The organism is Tenacibaculum aquaeponti (assembly GCF_057221555.1).
In genome coordinates this window covers 1,248,512-1,269,288 of record NZ_CM170147.1, presented here as the reverse complement: position 1 = coordinate 1,269,288, position 20,777 = coordinate 1,248,512, and the positions used below count along the sequence as shown (strand labels likewise).

1 protein-coding gene is annotated in these 20,777 nt (G+C 39.9%); it reads left to right on the top strand.

Annotated features, from left to right (window positions below; all coding sequences use genetic code 11):
• Window positions 1–3: 3 nt before the first annotated feature.
• Window positions 4–20,763, top strand: a complete 20,760-nt coding sequence (locus tag AC2TEO_RS05500) for a T9SS type B sorting domain-containing protein (protein ID WP_442267157.1) — start codon at window positions 4–6, stop codon at window positions 20,761–20,763.
• Window positions 20,764–20,777: the final 14 nt, after the last annotated feature.

Here is a 20,777-nt window from a genome sequence, read left to right as displayed (position 1 = left end):
AGTTTGAAATATCTATGTGTTTCATTATTCTTATTAATTACATCTTATAGTGTAAATGCTCAAGTAGTAACCAATTGGGGAGGGATTTCGTCTTTGCCTACAACTGGTTATCCTACAAATGTCTTGTCTTCAGTAGGAGATGGTACTTCTGTTGTTAATGCAAATATTGCATTAACAGGATCGGCTACTGTAGGAGGGGGAGCAAATGCAGTAACATTTCCACCAGCAAATATTTTAACAAATAGTTTCAATAATACAAGAGCTAGAGTAGGAGTATCAGGTAATACATATACATTTACCTTTAGTGAACCTGTTCATCTTATTTTAAGTTCTCAAGAGCATAGTCAGTTGGTTGGTACAGAAAACATTAAAGTTTCTAGTCCAGATGCAGGTGTTTTATTTACAGGAAAACTGATTAATGGTCAGGCTGGTCATTTTATTAATAACAATAATACGGGAGAGGTACATATAGGTTCTTCCAATGCGTTGGTAACTCCAGGTACATATTGGACAGTAGAAAGTAATATTCCTATAACTACTTTTTCTATAGAATATTATGTGACCGATGGTGCTGAAGCAGCTTCAGGTGAACCATTCACAGTAAGTTTGGCTCCTAAACCATTTGTAAGATTAGATAATGATAACTCTACAGGAGCTGGAGGTATAAATATTAATGCAACATCTTGTACTTCAGGTTCTGAACCATTAGACGGAACAGATTTGTTAATAAATGCTCCTCATGGAATTCAGAGAGTTGAATTTAACTTGTTAAATGAACAAAATGTAGGAGAAGAAGAGTTGTCTGTAGTTATAACTAAACCTGATATTGTAATATCAGGAAATGGAACAAATTCAATAATTGCTCTTAATAACAATCCTAGTTCAAATGATTTCGATGATTATGATGAAATTATAGACGAATTATACTATAGAAATACTGCAGCATCACCAGAAACAGCTACACCAAGAATAGTAGAAGTTGTAATGTATGATCCTTATGGGAATTCTTCAATTGTTGCAACTGCAACTATAACTTTAACGCAAGCTTCTAATTCGGGTAATTCAACAGGGCCTTTGGTAGTGTTTAGTACAGATACTTCAGCTGATTTAGCAACTGCATTAGATGGTTCACAGGACGCTGGAGGTACATGGGTAGATGTAGATGCCACTGGAGCTTTAACAGGAAGTGTTGTAGATATAACTTCTCCTTCAATTAATGTTGGGTCATATACATTTAGGTATGAGGTTGCTGGAACTGCACCTTGTAACAATGCTTTTACAACTGTTGTACTAATTGTTTTAGATGGAAATGAATTGGAAATGTCTTCTTCAACTTCCTGTGCTTTTGTAATGACAGAATATACAGATGCTACAAATTCAGCAGGATCCGATGATCCAATTTTTATATTTGATAGCCCGGGTAATGCAGGTGTGTTATCTTGTGATACAGCTGTTGGAGCAACTTATGACTGGTATGTGTATAATGCTACAACAAATTCTTACGACGATTACGCATTAAATTCTACACCAACTCAAACAAATCTTCCAGATGGAGGATATTTAGTAGTAAGAGATGATGCTGGTACAAAAACAGAAGGAAGGGCATGGGTTTGGAATTCTAGTTTAGATGCTAGTGCAGGTGGAGATTTAGCTATTTGTAACGGAGATAGTATTATGATTAATGGTACTGGTACAGTTCTTAATCCAACATTTACATACTATGATCCAGTAAAAAGACCTTTTAAAATTGATGGAAGTACAATATTTTCTGTAACATTTGATGCAACACATACTTATGTTTCAGATTTAGCTTTTTATTTAGTTTCACCCGATGGAGCAACTAGTATACCTTTAGCTTTAAATGAACCAGGAAATGCCTGTAATAGCGGAGATAATGTATCTACTTTAACGTTTACAAATGATTTTTCAGGAGGAGCTTCTCCTTTCAATCTTTGTACGGCTGCTACTCCTTTAACTGGAACTTACAACCAATATTATACAGATTATGCACCAGCATTGGTTGGTCCAGTAAATATAGATGTTACTCCACTTATTGGTGAAGATGCAGGTCAAGGAGGGTGGAAAGTTCAAATATATGATTGTGAAGATCAAGATTTTGGTACATTAACAGGAGCAACAATTGTTTTTAATGATGGTGCTGGAGATATAAGAACTTATACTAGTGGTAGTATTAGTGTCGCAATAAACGATAATTCTTGTACACCGGGTACAGCTTCTATATATGAAGTGCCTTTTGATGCTCCTACTGTACAAACAGATAATTCTATTACTATCAATCCAAATGTTGGTGTTGGAGTAAAAAGTATAGGTGGATATGAATGGTCTTTTAGTACTGTGGGACCAACAGGTCCTTGGAGTGGTCCATTTGAAAATGTATCTACTTCACCAACAGTTTCACCAACAGTAACTACATGGTATAGAATTCAAATGGATAACGGTTTAGGTTGTTCTACAGAAGATATTATGCAAATAACTGTAACTGATGCACCAGTTGCAGGAACAGCAACAGATGAGTATGCATGTGCAGGTGATGCAATAATAGATTTAAATACACTTATTTCAGGAGCAGGATCAGGAACATGGTCTGTATCAGGAGCTTCAACAGATAACCCTGGAGCAGATTTTAATGCGGGAGCTGGAACCTATAACCCTACTACAGGAGGTGTTTATACATTTGATTTTACAGAAACTGCAATTGTTCCTTGTACTGTAGATGCTGTAACTTCTGTTACAGTTCAAGTACAAGCTGCTCCAAATGCAGGAACAAATAATACAATATCCGCTACAAGTGCAGATGGAATAATTAATTTGTTTACAAATTTAGGAGGAACTCCAGATTCAGGAGGGACTTGGAGCTTAAATACAGGTTCAGATGCACCAGGAACAAATTTCGATCAAGGTGATGGAACCTTAGATACAACTGGATTAAGTAATGGAACATATATTTTTGATTATAAGATAATTAATTGTAATACATCTATAGCTACATTAACCGTAGAAATAGCAGGTTTACCGGATACAGATGGAGACGGTGTTACAGATTCTTTAGATATTTGTCCAGGAGGAGATGATAATGCTGATGTAGATTCAGATGGAGTACCTGATTTTTGTGATCAAGATGATGATAATGATGGTATTTTAGATGTTGATGAAGCCAATGGTCAACCAGATCCAAGTGCTGATGCTGATAGTGATGGAATACAAAATTATTTAGACGCAGATTTGGCAGGTTTTGTAGATGCAAATTCAGATGGAGTTAATGATAATTATGATACAGATAATGATAGTATAGCGAATCATTTAGATTTAGATTCGGATAACGATGGTATTTATGATGTAGTTGAAGCTAATGGGACTGATGCAAATAATGATGGTTTAGCAGATGGTGTTGCAAACACTACAACTGGTATTCCATCATCAGCAGGCACAGGTTTAACAGTTCCAAATACTGATGGAAGTCCAGATGGAGGAAATCCTTATGATTTGGATTCCGATGATGATGGGTGTTCAGATTCTAATGAATATTATAATGATGCTAATGCTGATGGAGGTGGAGGACAATATGGAAATGGTGTAACAGACCCTGCACCGTCTAATGCAAATGGTACTGTAATTGCAGCATCGTATCCAAACACAGCAGCAGATACAGATACTAATAGTACTGCAGATTATTTAGAAGGGTCTGCAGGAGTACCACTACCTAATATAGATGGGGATGGTTTAGCTAATACTTGTGATTTAGATGATGATGGCGATGGAAATCCAGATACTACAGATCCAAATCCAACAACTACTACAGTTTCAGATGATACAGCTACAGTAGCTTCAGGTACACCAGTCACGACTAATGTTTTAGCTAATGATGATTATGTAGGTGATACAGATCCAGCAAAACTAGCAGGAACTACGACTACTTTAACTCAAAGTGGTGGAACAGCGTCAGGTACAGTAACTATTGATCCAAATACAGGAGATATAACCTATACTCCGACTTCATCAGAAGCAGGAACAGATGTTACGATTATCTACGAAGTTTGTAGTGATGATGGGGTAAACGCACCGATTTGTCAAACAGCTACTTTAACAATTACCGTTACAGGAACCGATAGTGACGGAGATGGTGTAGTTGATGCACAAGATTTAGATGATGATAACGATGGAATTTTAGATACAGCAGAAGCTAATGGTCAACCAGACCCAAGTGCGGATGCTGATAATGATGGGGTTCCAAACTATTTAGATGCAGACTTAGCAGGTTTTGTAGATGCAAACTCAGATGGAGTAAATGACAACTACGATGCTGATGGAGACGGTATTGCCAACCACTTAGACTTAGATAGTGATAATGATGGTATTTATGATGTTGTAGAAACAGGCGGAACAGATGCAGACGGAAATGGAACTGCAGATGATACTGATGGAGATACAACAAACAATAATGGTATTCCAAGTACAGCAGGTACAGGAGTTGCTAGCCCAACAGATAGTGATAGTGGCACTGATCCAAACAGTCCAGATTTCTTAGATACTGATAGTGATGGAGATGGCTGTAATGATGCAGATGAGGCTTTCGGAGTTGCTACAGCAGATGCAGATGACAATGGAACATACGGAAGCGGAACGCTTACTTTAGGATCAGGAGTTGATGCCGATGGTACAGTAACTGCTGCAGATTATAGTACAGGAAGTAATTCAGATGTAACAACAGCAGGTCCAGATTCAGATGGAGATGGTATTGCTGCGGTTTGTGATTTAGATGATGATGGCGATGGAAATCCAGATACTACAGATCCAAATCCAACAACTACTACAGTTTCAGATGATACAGCTACAGTAGCTTCAGGTACACCAGTCACGACTAATGTTTTAGCTAATGATGATTATGTAGGCGATACAGATCCAGCAAAACTAGCAGGAACTACGACTACTTTAACTCAAAGTGGTGGAACAGCGTCAGGTACAGTAACTATTGATCCAAATACAGGAGATATAACCTATACTCCGACTTCATCAGAAGCAGGAACAGATGTTACGATTATCTACGAAGTTTGTAGTGATGATGGGGTAAACGCACCGATTTGTCAAACAGCTACTTTAACAATTACCGTTACAGGAACCGATAGTGACGGAGATGGTGTAGTTGATGCACAAGATTTAGATGATGATAACGATGGAATTTTAGATACCGCAGAAGCTAATGGTCAACCAGACCCAAGTGCGGATGCTGATAATGATGGGGTTCCAAACTATTTAGATGCAGACTTAGCAGGTTTTGTAGATGCAAACTCAGATGGAGTAAATGACAACTACGATGCCGATGGAGACGGTATTGCCAACCACTTAGACTTAGATAGTGATAATGATGGTATTTATGATGTTGTAGAAACAGGCGGAACAGATGCAGACGGAAATGGAACTGCAGATGATACTGATGGAGATACAACAAACAATAATGGTATTCCAAGTACAGCAGGTACAGGAGTTGCTAGCCCAACAGATAGTGATAGTGGCACTGATCCAAACAGTCCAGATTTCTTAGATACTGATAGTGATGGAGATGGCTGTAATGATGCAGATGAGGCTTTCGGAGTTGCTACAGCAGATGCAGATGACAATGGAACATACGGAAGCGGAACGCTTACTTTAGGATCAGGAGTTGATGCCGATGGTACAGTAACTGCTGCAGATTATAGTACAGGAAGTAATTCAGATGTAACAACAGCAGGTCCAGATTCAGATGGAGATGGTATTGCTGCGGTTTGTGATTTAGATGATGATGGCGATGGAAATCCAGATACTACAGATCCAAATCCAACAGCTACTACAGTTTCAGATGATACAGCTACAGTAGCTTCAGGTACACCAGTCACGACTAATGTTTTAGCTAATGATGATTATGTAGGTGATACAGATCCAGCAAAACTAGCAGGAACTACGACTACTTTAACTCAAAGTGGTGGAACAGCGTCAGGTACAGTAACTATTGATCCAAACACAGGAGATATAACCTATACTCCGACTTCATCAGAAGCAGGAACAGATGTTACGATCATCTACGAAGTTTGTAGTGATGATGGGGTAAACGCACCGATTTGTCAAACAGCTACTTTAACAATTACCGTTACAGGAACCGATAGTGATGGTGATGGTGTAGTTGATGCACAAGATTTAGATGATGATAACGATGGAATTTTAGATACCGCAGAAGCTAATGGTCAACCAGACCCAAGTGCGGATGCCGATAATGATGGGGTTCCAAACTATTTAGATGCAGACTTAGCTGGTTTTGTAGATGCAAACTCAGATGGAGTAAATGACAACTACGATGCCGATGGAGACGGTATTGCCAACCACTTAGACTTAGATAGTGATAATGATGGTATTTATGATGTTGTAGAAACAGGCGGAACAGATGCAGACGGAAATGGAACTGCAGATGATACTGATGGAGATACAACAAACAATAATGGTATTCCAAGTACAGCAGGTACAGGAGTTGCTAGCCCAACAGATAGTGATAGTGGCACTGATCCAAACAGTCCAGATTTCTTAGATACTGATAGTGATGGAGATGGCTGTAATGATGCAGATGAGGCTTTCGGAGTTGCTACGGCAGATGCAGACGACAATGGAACATACGGAAGCGGAACGCTTACTTTAGGTTCAGGAGTTGATGCCGATGGTACAGTAACTGCTGCGGATTATAGCACAGGAAGTAATTCAGATGTAACAACAGCAGGTCCAGATTCAGATGGAGATGGTATTGCTGCGGTTTGTGATTTAGATGATGATGGCGATGGAAATCCAGATACTACAGATCCAAATCCAACAACTACTACAGTTTCAGATGATACAGCTACAGTAGCTTCAGGTACACCAGTCACGACTAATGTTTTAGCTAATGATGATTATGTAGGTGATACAGATCCAGCAAAACTAGCAGGAACTACGACTACTTTAACTCAAAGTGGTGGAACAGCTTCAGGTACAGTAACTATTGATCCAAACACAGGAGATATAACCTATACTCCGACTTCATCAGAAGCAGGAACAGATGTTACGATTATCTACGAAGTTTGTAGTGATGATGGAGTAAACGCACCGATTTGTCAAACAGCTACTTTAACAATTACCGTTACAGGAACCGATAGTGACGGAGATGGTGTAGTTGATGCACAAGATTTAGATGATGATAACGATGGAATTTTAGATACCGCAGAAGCTAATGGTCAACCAGACCCAAGTGCGGATGCCGATAATGATGGGGTTCCAAACTATTTAGATGCAGACTTAGCAGGTTTTGTAGATGCAAATTCAGATGGAGTAAATGACAACTACGATGCTGATGGAGATGGTATTGCAAACCACTTAGATTTAGATAGTGATAATGATGGTATTTATGATGTTGTAGAAACAGGCGGAACAGATGCAGACGGAAATGGAACTGCAGATGATACTGATGGAGATACAACAAACAATAATGGTATTCCAAGTACAGCAGGTACAGGAGTTGCTAGCCCAACAGATAGTGATAGTGGCACTGATCCAAACAGTCCAGATTTCTTAGATACTGATAGTGATGGAGATGGCTGTAATGATGCAGATGAGGCTTTCGGAGTTGCTACAGCAGATGCAGACGACAATGGAACATACGGAAGCGGAACGCTTACTTTAGGTTCAGGAGTTGATGCCGATGGTACAGTAACTGCTGCGGATTATAGCACAGGAAGTAATTCAGATGTAACAACAGCAGGTCCAGATTCAGATGGAGATGGTATTGCTGCGGTTTGTGATTTAGATGATGATGGCGATGGAAATCCAGATACTACAGATCCAAATCCAACAACTACTACAGTTTCAGATGATACAGCTATAGTAGCTTCAGGTACACCAGTCACGACTAATGTTTTAGCCAATGATGATTATGTAGGTGATACAGATCCAGCAAAACTAGCAGGAACTACGACTACTTTAACTCAAAGTGGTGGAACAGCTTCAGGTACAGTAACTATTGATCCAAATACAGGAGATATAACCTATACTCCGACTTCATCAGAAGCAGGAACAGATGTTACGATCATCTACGAAGTTTGTAGTGATGATGGGGTAAACGCACCGATTTGTCAAACAGCTACTTTAACAATTACCGTTACAGGAACCGATAGTGATGGTGATGGTGTAGTTGATGCACAAGATTTAGATGATGATAACGATGGAATTTTAGATACCGCAGAAGCTAATGGTCAACCAGACCCAAGTGCGGATGCCGATAATGATGGGGTTCCAAACTATTTAGATGCAGACTTAGCAGGTTTTGTAGATGCAAACTCAGATGGAGTAAATGACAACTACGATGCTGATGGAGACGGTATTGCCAACCACTTAGACTTAGATAGTGATAATGATGGTATTTATGATGTTGTAGAAACAGGCGGAACAGATGCAGATGGAAATGGAACTGCAGATGATACTGATGGAGATACAACAAACAATAATGGTATTCCAAATTCAGCAGGTACAGGAGTTGCTAGCCCAACAGATAGTGATAGTGGCACTGATCCAAACAGTCCAGATTTCTTAGATACTGATAGTGATGGAGATGGCTGTAATGATGCAGATGAGGCTTTCGGAGTTGCTACAGCAGATGCAGACGACAATGGAACATACGGAAGCGGAACTTTAACAGTTTCAGGTGGAACAATAAATTCAAATGGTACAGTAACCGCTGCGGATTATAGCACAGGAAGTAATTCAGATGTAACAACAGCAGGTCCAGATTCAGATGGAGATGGTATTGCTGCGGTTTGTGATTTAGATGATGATGGCGATGGAAATCCAGATACTACAGATCCAAATCCAACAACTACTACAGTTTCAGATGATACAGCTACAGTAGCTTCAGGTACACCAGTCACGACTAATGTTTTAGCTAATGATGATTATGTAGGCGATACAGATCCAGCAAAACTAGCAGGAACTACGACTACTTTAACTCAAAGTGGTGGAACAGCGTCAGGTACAGTAACTATTGATCCAAATACAGGAGATATAACCTATACTCCGACTTCATCAGAAGCAGGAACAGATGTTACGATTATCTACGAAGTTTGTAGTGATGATGGGGTAAACGCACCGATTTGTCAAACAGCTACTTTAACAATTACCGTTACAGGAACCGATAGTGACGGAGATGGTGTAGTTGATGCACAAGATTTAGATGATGATAACGATGGAATTTTAGATACCGCAGAAGCTAATGGTCAACCAGACCCAAGTGCGGATGCCGATAATGATGGGGTTCCAAACTATTTAGATGCAGACTTAGCAGGTTTTGTAGATGCAAATTCAGATGGAGTAAATGACAACTACGATGCTGATGGAGATGGTATTGCAAACCACTTAGATTTAGATAGTGATAATGATGGTATTTATGATGTTGTAGAAACAGGCGGAACAGATGCAGACGGAAATGGAACTGCAGATGATACTGATGGAGATACAACAAACAATAATGGTATTCCAAGTACAGCAGGTACAGGAGTTGCTAGCCCAACAGATAGTGATAGTGGCACTGATCCAAACAGTCCAGATTTCTTAGATACTGATAGTGATGGAGATGGCTGTAATGATGCAGATGAGGCTTTCGGAGTTGCTACAGCAGATGCAGACGACAATGGAACATACGGAAGCGGAACGCTTACTTTAGGTTCAGGAGTTGATGCCGATGGTACAGTAACTGCTGCGGATTATAGCACAGGAAGTAATTCAGATGTAACAACAGCAGGTCCAGATTCAGATGGAGATGGTATTGCTGCGGTTTGTGATTTAGATGATGATGGCGATGGAAATCCAGATACTACAGATCCAAATCCAACAACTACTACAGTTTCAGATGATACAGCTACAGTAGCTTCAGGTACACCAGTCACGACTAATGTTTTAGCTAATGATGATTATGTAGGTGATACAGATCCAGCAAAACTAGCAGGAACTACAACTACTTTAACTCAAAGTGGTGGAACAGCGTCAGGTACAGTAACTATTGATCCAAACACAGGAGATATAACCTATACTCCGACTTCATCAGAAGCAGGAACAGATGTTACGATTATCTACGAAGTTTGTAGTGATGATGGGGTAAACGCACCGATTTGTCAAACAGCTACTTTAACAATTACCGTTACAGGAACTGATAGTGACGGAGATGGCGTAGTTGATGCACAAGATTTAGATGATGATAACGATGGAATTTTAGATACAGCAGAAGCTAATGGTCAACCAGACCCAAGTGCGGATGCCGATAATGATGGGGTTCCAAATTATTTAGATGCAGACTTAGCAGGTTTTGTAGATGCAAACTCAGATGGAGTAAATGACAACTACGATGCCGATGGAGACGGTATTGCCAACCACTTAGATTTAGATAGTGATAATGATGGTATTTATGATGTTGTAGAAACAGGCGGAACAGATGCAGACGGAAATGGAACTGCAGATGATACTGATGGAGATACAACAAACAATAATGGTATTCCAAGTACAGCAGGTACAGGAGTTGCTAGCCCAACAGATAGTGATAGTGGCACTGATCCAAACAGTCCAGATTTCTTAGATACTGATAGTGATGGAGATGGCTGTAATGATGCAGATGAGGCTTTCGGAGTTGCTACAGCAGATGCAGACGACAATGGAACATACGGAAGCGGAACGCTTACTTTAGGTTCAGGAGTTGATGCCGATGGTACAGTAACTGCTGCGGATTATAGCACAGGAAGTAATTCAGATGTAACAACAGCAGGTCCAGATTCAGATGGAGATGGTATTACTGCGGTTTGTGATTTAGATGATGATGGCGATGGAAATCCAGATACTACAGATCCAAATCCAACAACTACTACAGTTTCAGATGATACAGCTACAGTAGCTTCAGGTACACCAGTCACGACTAATGTTTTAGCTAATGATGATTATGTAGGCGATACAGATCCAGCAAAACTAGCAGGAACTACGACTACTTTAACTCAAAGTGGTGGAACAGCGTCAGGTACAGTAACTATTGATCCAAATACAGGAGATATAACCTATACTCCGACTTCATCAGAAGCAGGAACAGATGTTACGATTATTTACGAAGTTTGTAGTGATGATGGAGTAAACGCACCGATTTGTCAAACAGCTACTTTAACAATTACCGTTACAGGAACCGATAGTGACGGAGATGGTGTAGTTGATGCACAAGATTTAGATGATGATAACGATGGAATTTTAGATACAGCAGAAGCTAATGGTCAACCAGACCCAAGTGCGGATGCTGATAATGATGGGGTTCCAAACTATTTAGATGCAGACTTAGCAGGTTTTGTAGATGCAAACTCAGATGGAGTAAATGACAACTACGATGCTGATGGAGACGGTATTGCCAACCACTTAGACTTAGATAGTGATAATGATGGTATTTATGATGTTGTAGAAACAGGCGGAACAGATGCAGACGGAAATGGAACTGCAGATGATACTGATGGAGATACAACAAACAATAATGGTATTCCAAGTACAGCAGGTACAGGAGTTGCTAGCCCAACAGATAGTGATAGTGGCACTGATCCAAACAGTCCAGATTTCTTAGATACTGATAGTGATGGAGATGGCTGTAATGATGCAGATGAGGCTTTCGGAGTTGCTACAGCAGATGCAGACGACAATGGAACATACGGAAGCGGAACGCTTACTTTAGGTTCAGGAGTTGATGCCGATGGTACAGTAACTGCTGCGGATTATAGCACAGGAAGTAATTCAGATGTAACAACAGCAGGTCCAGATTCAGATGGAGATGGTATTGCTGCGGTTTGTGATTTAGATGATGATGGCGATGGAAATCCAGATACTACAGATCCAACCCCAAATGGAGCAACAGTTTCAGATGATACAGCTACAGTAGCTTCAGGTACACCAGTCACGACTAATGTTTTAGCTAATGATGATTATGTAGGTGATACAGATCCAGCAAAACTAGCAGGAACTACGACTACTTTAACTCAAAGTGGTGGAACAGCCTCAGGTACAGTAACTATTGATCCAAACACAGGAGATATAACCTATACTCCGACTTCATCAGAAGCAGGAACAGATGTTACGATCATCTACGAAGTTTGTAGTGATGATGGTGTAAACGCACCGATTTGTCAAACAGCTACTTTAACAATTACCGTTACAGGAACCGATAGTGACGGAGATGGTGTAGTTGATGCACAAGATTTAGATGATGATAACGATGGAATTTTAGATACCGCAGAAGCTAATGGTCAACCAGACCCAAGTGCGGATGCCGATAATGATGGTGTTCCAAACTATTTAGATGCAGACTTAGCAGGTTTTGTAGATGCAAACTCAGATGGAGTAAATGACAACTACGATGCCGATGGAGACGGTATTGCAAACCACTTAGACTTAGATAGTGATAATGATGGTATTTATGATGTTGTAGAAACAGGCGGAACAGATGCAGACGGAAATGGAACTGCAGATGATACTGATGGAGATACAACAAACAATAATGGTATTCCAAGTACAGCAGGTACAGGAGTTGCTAGCCCAACAGATAGTGATAGTGGTACTGATCCAAACAGTCCAGATTTCTTAGATACTGATAGTGATGGAGATGGCTGTAATGATGCAGATGAGGCTTTCGCAGATGCTACAGCAGATGCAGACGACAATGGAACATACGGAAGCGGAACGCTTACTTTAGGATCAGGAGTTGATGCCGATGGTACAGTAACCGCTGCGGATTATAGCACAGGAAGTAATTCAGATGTAACAACAGCAGGTCCAGATTCAGATGGAGATGGTATTGCTGCGGTTTGTGATTTAGATGATGATGGCGATGGAAATCCAGATACTACAGATCCAACCCCAAATGGAGCAACAGTTTCAGATGATACAGCTACAGTAGCTTCAGGTACACCAGTCACGACTAATGTTTTAGCTAATGATGATTATGTAGGTGATACAGATCCAGCAAAACTAGCAGGAACTACGACTACTTTAACTCAAAGTGGTGGAACAGCCTCAGGTACAGTAACTATTGATCCAAACACAGGAGATATAACCTATACTCCGACTTCATCAGAAGCAGGAACAGATGTTACGATCATCTACGAAGTTTGTAGTGATGATGGTGTAAACGCACCGATTTGTCAAACAGCTACTTTAACAATTACCGTTACAGGAACCGATAGTGACGGAGATGGTGTAGTTGATGCACAAGATTTAGATGATGATAACGATGGAATTTTAGATACCGCAGAAGCTAATGGTCAACCAGACCCAAGTGCGGATGCCGATAATGATGGGGTTCCAAACTATTTAGATGCAGACTTAGCTGGTTTTGTAGATGCAAACTCAGATGGAGTAAATGACAACTACGATGCCGATGGAGATGGTATTGCAAACCACTTAGACTTAGATAGTGATAATGATGGTATTTATGATGTTGTAGAAACAGGCGGAACAGATGCAGACGGAAATGGAACTGCAGATGATACTGATGGAGATGCAACAAACAATAATGGTATTCCAAGTACAGCAGGTACAGGAGTTGCTAGCCCAACAGATAGTGATAGTGGCACTGATCCAAACAGTCCAGATTTCTTAGATACTGATAGTGATGGAGATGGCTGTAATGATGCAGATGAGGCTTTCGCAGATGCTACGGCAGATGCAGACGACAATGGAACATACGGAAGCGGAACGCTTACTTTAGGTTCAGGAGTTGATGCCGATGGTACAGTAACCGCTGCGGATTATAGCACAGGAAGTAATTCAGATGTAACAACAGCAGGTCCAGATTCAGATGGAGATGGTATTGCTGCGGTTTGTGATTTAGATGATGATGGCGATGGAAATCCAGATACTACAGATCCAACCCCAAATGGAGCAACAGCTTCAGATGATACAGCTACAGTAGCTTCAGGTACACCAGTCACGACTAATGTTTTAGCCAATGATGATTATGTAGGTGATACAGATCCAGCAAAACTAGCAGGAACTACGACTACTTTAACTCAAAGTGGTGGAACAGCTTCAGGTACAGTAACTATTGATCCAAACACAGGAGATATAACCTATACTCCGACTTCATCAGAAGCAGGAACAGATGTTACGATTATCTACGAAGTTTGTAGTGATGATGGGGTAAACGCACCGATTTGTCAAACAGCTACTTTAACAATTACCGTTACAGGAACCGATAGTGACGGAGATGGTGTAGTTGATGCACAAGATTTAGATGATGATAACGATGGAATTTTAGATACCGCAGAAGCTAATGGTCAACCAGACCCAAGTGCGGATGCCGATAATGATGGGGTTCCAAACTATTTAGATGCAGACTTAGCAGGTTTTGTAGATGCAAACTCAGATGGAGTAAATGACAACTACGATGCCGATGGAGACGGTATTGCCAACCACTTAGACTTAGATAGTGATAATGATGGTATTTATGATGTTGTAGAAACAGGCGGAACAGATGCAGACGGAGATGGAACTGCAGATGATACTGATGCAGATACAACAAACAATAATGGTATTCCAAATTCAGCAGGTACAGGAGTTGCTAGCCCAACAGATAGTGATAGTGGCACTGATCCAAACAGTCCAGATTTCTTAGATACTGATAGTGATGGAGATGGCTGTAATGATGCTAACGAAGCATTCGCTAATTCAAATGCTGATGGTGGAGATGGTGCTCAATATGGCACAGGAGATCCATTAACTTTAGGTGCGGGTGAAGTAAATTCAGATGGAACCGTAACCGCTGCAGATTATAGTACAGGAACAAATTCAGATGTAACAACAGCAGGTCCAGATACAGATGGAGATGGTATTTCTACAGCTTGTGACACAGATGATGATGGTGATGGAGTGTTAGATACACAAGAAATTACTGATGGAACTGATCCGAATGATGCTTGTTCTTATAATATATCTAACCAAGTCATAGCTAATGTTTCAGCGTCATGGAATGCATTAGACTGTGATGGAGACGGAGTAACTAATGGACAAGAAGTAATTGATGGAACAGATCCTAACGATGGATGTACTTATAATGTAGCTAATCAAGTTGCAGGTTCAGTATCAGGTGCTTGGAGTGCATTAGATTGTGATGGTGATGGAGAGACAAATGGAGTAGAATTAGGAAATTCAACTGATCCATTAGATCCTTGTTCAGGAGGAAATGTAAATTCAGTTAACTTAAATGATACAACTTCTAATTGGTATACAGCAGATTGTGACGGAGATGGAGTAATTAATGGAGTTGAATTAGATCCAAATGGAGATGGAATTGCAGGGCCAAGTGGAACTGATCCAAATGATCCTTGTTCGTTTAATCCTTCAGCAGTAACATTAACTCAAAGCGGAGCTTATTTAGCTGCAGACTGTGATGGAGATGGTGTAACTAATGGGCAAGAAGTTACAGATGGAACAGATCCGACTAATCCATGTGAATATGATGTTGCAAATCAAGTAATAGCAAATGTAACGGCAACTTGGAATGGATTAGATTGTGATGGAGATGGAGAAACGAATGGAGTAGAATTAGGAAATTCAACTGATCCATTAAACCCATGTAGCGTAACTACAGTAACAATACCTGTGTCAACAGATCCAAATTATGCAGTTTGGGCAGCAGCAGATTGTGATGGAGATGGAGAAACTAATGGTGAAGAAAAAATAAATGGAACAGATTGTGCTGATCCTTGTAGTTATACAACAGCACCTATAGTAACAGACCCAGCTTATGCAACATGGTCAGTATTAGATTGTGATGGTGATGGAGTTAACAATGGCCAAGAGATTTCAGATGGAACAGATCCAGTAGATCCTTGTTCATATAATGTAGCAAGCCAAGTAATAGCAAGTGTTACAGGAGCATGGAATGCTGCAGATTGTGATGGCGATGGTGTTACGAACGGACAAGAAGTTACAGATATGACAGATCCTAACGATGTTTGTAGTTATAATGCAGCTAGTCAGGTGATAGCGAATGTAACATCGGCTTGGAATGCCGCAGATTGTGATGAGGATGGAGTGACTAATGGACAAGAAGTTATCGATAGCACAAATCCAAATGATGCTTGTAGTTATAATCCAACAAATCAAGTTATAGCAAATGTTGGTACTTCTTGGAATACTGCCGATTGTGATAGTGATGGATTAACTAATGCTGAAGAGACTACAGGAATAGATGATCCAACTACGCCAGCTGATCCAAATGGAGGAATTTCAGATCCAAATGATCCAGATACGGATGGAGATGGAGTTACCGATGGACAGGAGGCAATTGATGGAACAAATCCAAATGATCCTTGTGATTATAATGCATCTAGTCAGGTAATAGCAAATGTAGAAGCTACATGGAATACAGCCGATTGTGATAATGATGGATTAACTAACGCTGAAGAGACAACTGGAATTGATGATCCAAGTACACCAGCTGATCCAAATGGACAAACAACAGATCCACAAGATTCAGATACAGATGGAGATGGAGTTACAGATGGTCAAGAAGCAATTGATGGAACAAATCCAAATGATGTTTGTGATTATGAGGCATCTAGTCAAGTCTTAACAAATGTTGATGCAACTTGGAATGATTCAGATTGTGATGGAGATGGACTAAATAATGAAGAGGAAGTTACAGGGGTAGATGATCCAAGTACACCAGCTGATCCAAATGGAGAAACAACAGATCCACAAGATTCAGATACAGATGGAGATGGAGTTACCGATGGGCAGGAGGCTATAGATGGAACAAATCCAAATGATCCTTGCGACTATAATACTTCTAGTCAAGTATTAGCGAATGTTGAAGCTTCTTGGAATACTGCTGATTGTGATAATGATGGATTAACAAATGCTGAAGAGACAACAGGAGTTGATGATCCAAGTACACCAGCTGATCCAAATGGACAAACAACAGATCCAAATGATTCAGATTCTGATGATGATGGAGTTACAGATGGTCAGGAAGCAATAGATGGAACAAATCCAAACGATCCTTGTGATTATAATGCAACAAATCAGGTAATTGCTAATGTTGGCGCAACATGGAATACTGCCGATTGTGATGGAGATGGTTTAACAAATGGTGAAGAAACTACAGGAAATGATGATCCAAGTACACCAGCTGATCCAAATGGAGCAACAACAGATCCAACTGATTCAGATACAGATGGAGATGGAGTTACCGATGGGCAGGAGGCTATAGATGGAACAAATCCAAATGATCCTTGCGACTATAATACTTCTAGTCAAGTATTAGCGAATGTTGAAGCTTCTTGGAATACTGCTGATTGTGATAATGATGGGTTAACAAATGCTGAAGAAACAACAGGAGTTGATGACCCAAGTACACCAGGAAATCCAAATGGGGTAACAACAGATCCAAATGATTCAGATTCTGATGATGATGGAGTTACAGATGGTCAGGAAGCAATAGATGGAACAAATCCAAACGATCCTTGTGATTATAATGCAACAAATCAGGTAATTGCTAATGTTGGTGCAACATGGAATACTGCTGATTGTGATGGAGATGGTTTAACAAATGGTGAAGAAACTACAGGAAATGATGATCCAAGTACACCAGCAGATCCAAATGGAGCAACAACAGATCCAACTGATTCAGATACAGATGGAGATGGTGTTACAGATGGTCAGGAAGCAATTGATGGAACAAATCCAAACGATCCTTGTGATTATAATGCATCTAGCCAAGTATTAGCAAATGTTGAAGCTACCTGGAGTTCTTCTGATTGTGATGGAGATGGTTTAACAAATGCTGAAGAAACTACAGGAACTGATGACCCAAGTACGCCAGGAAATCCAAATGGAGTAACAACAGATCCACAAGATTCAGATTCAGACGGAGATGGAGTTACAGATGGTCAAGAAGCAATAGATGGAACAAATCCAAATGATGTTTGTGATTATGAAGCTGCTAGTCAAGTGTTAGCAAATGTTGAAGCGTCATGGAACGATGCAGATTGTGATGGAGATGGATTGAATAACGAAGAGGAAGTAACAGGAGTTGATGATCCAAGTACACCAGCCGATCCAAATGGAGTAACAACAGATCCTCAAGATTCAGATACAGATGGAGATGGAGTTAGCGATAGTCAAGAAGCAATAGATGGAACGAATCCAAATGACATATGTGATTATAATGCTTCAAGTCAAGTAGTAGCAAATATTGAAGCTGGATGGAATACAGCTGATTGTGATAATGATGGATTAACAAATGCTGAAGAATTAACAGGAGTTGATGATCCAAATACACCAGCCGATCCGAATGGAGTAACAACAGATCCACAAGATTCAGATTCAGACGGAGATGGAGTTACAGATGGTCAAGAAGCAATAGATGGAACAAATCCAAATGATGTTTGTGATTATGAAGCTGCTAGTCAAGTATTAGCAAATGTTGAAGCGTCATGGAACGATGCAGATTGTGATGGAGATGGGTTGAATAATGAAGAGGAAGTAACAGGAGTTGATGATCCAAGTACACCAGCCGATCCAAATGGAGCAACAACAGATCCACAAGATTCAGATACAGATGGAGATGGTGTTACAGATAGTCAGGAAGCAATAGACGGTACAAATCCAAATGATATATGTGATTATAATGCTTCAAGTCAAGTAGTAGCGAATATTGAAGCTGGATGGAATGCTGCAGATTGTGATAATGATGGGTTAACAAATGCTGAAGAATTAACAGGAGTTGATGACCCAAGCACACCAGCCGATCCGAATGGAGTAACAACAGATCCACAAGATTCAGATTCAGACGGAGATGGAGTTACAGATGGTCAAGAAGCAGTAGATGGAACAAATCCAAATGATCCATGTGATTATCAGGGTTCTAGTCAAGACACAGCTTTAGTTGATGCAGCTTGGAGTGAACTTGATTGTGATGGAGATGGATTAAATAATGGAGAGGAATTAACAGGAGTTGATGATCCAGATACTACATTAGATCCAGACGGAGTAACAACAGATCCTTTAGATGCAGATTCAGATAACGACGGTCATTCTGACGCTACAGATCCAAATCCAAATGATCCAACAGCTCAAGATGATACAAGTTTAGCAGAGTTAGGAGAATCTACGTTAATAGATATTTTAGGAAATGATGATTATCTTAATAATTCAGATCCAAATAACTTAGGCACTACAAGTATTGTAAATACAGGTAATGGAACTGCGCAAGGTACTATAATATTCGATCCAGGAACTGGTACTTTATTGTACACTCCATTAGCAGGTGAAGCAGGTCAAACTGTAACTGTTGAATATGAAGTTTGTAATAATGAGTCTGGTACACCAGTTTGTGATACAGCCATAGTTACTATAACAGTATCTGATGAAAATGATAGTGATGGTATTTCTAATGCAAATGATATTGATGACGATAATGATGGAATTTTAGATGTAGATGAAACGCCTGGTGGAGTTGATCCAGATACAGATGCAGATGGAGATGGAGTTCCATTGTATTTAGATGATGATGATAATGATCCAACAGTTGGAAATAACGATAATTTACCTGAGGAAGGTTTTGATACAGATGGAGATGGAATAGCAAATCATTTAGATATAGATTCAGATGATGATGGTATTCCAGATAATGTAGAAGTTCAACCAACAGAAGGTTATGTTCCACCTACAGGAAATGATACAGATGGAGATGGATTAGATGATGCATATGATCCAGATAACGGAGGTACTCCAATTGGAACGCCTGTGGATACAGATGGAGATAGTATTCCAGATTATCTAGATGAAGATTCAGATGGAGATGGAGTTCCTGATATAGTTGAAGCATTTGACTTTGATGGAGATGGAGTAGCTGATATCGATCCTGATAGAGTTGATACAGATGGAGATGGATTAGATGATGCATTTGAAGGAACTAATTTAGATGATGGTTTCGATGCTAACGATAATCTAGATAATGGAGCAAGTGATACACAAAATTCAGATGATGATAATATTCCTGATTTCAGAGATACAGATGATGATAATGATGGTGTAGCAACAGGAGAAGAAGATTTAGACGAGTTTGGTAACCCAACAGGTGATCCTACGGATGTGGATACAGATGGAGATGGTACACCAGATTATTTAGATCAAGATGATGATGGAGATGGTGTATTAACTGCTGAAGAGAATCCAGATGCAGATGGAGACGGTGACCCAACTGATGCGCAAGATACAGATGGAGATGGAGTTCCAGATTATCTAGACGAAGATGATGACGGTGATGGAAAAAATACTAGCGATGAAAATCCAGATCCAGATTCTAATGGTAACCCTGTAGACGCTATTGATACAGATGGAGATGGTATACCAGATTATTTAGATACAAGTGACGACGATATTGAAGTATTCAACATATTAACACTTAATGGAGATTCAGATAATAGTTTCTTTAATATCCAAGGTATTAATAATGATAGATACAGAAATAATACTGTAGAAATATTCAATCGTTGGGGTAATACTGTATACAAAATACAAGGTTATAATAATGCAGATAAAGCGTTTAGAGGTATATCAAATGGTAGAGCAACTGTTGTGGAAGATGATAAATTACCTACAGGAACTTATTTCTATGTGATAGATTTAGGAGATGGTTCAGAACCAATGACAGGATGGTTATACATTAAAAGTAAATAATTAATGAAAAGAGA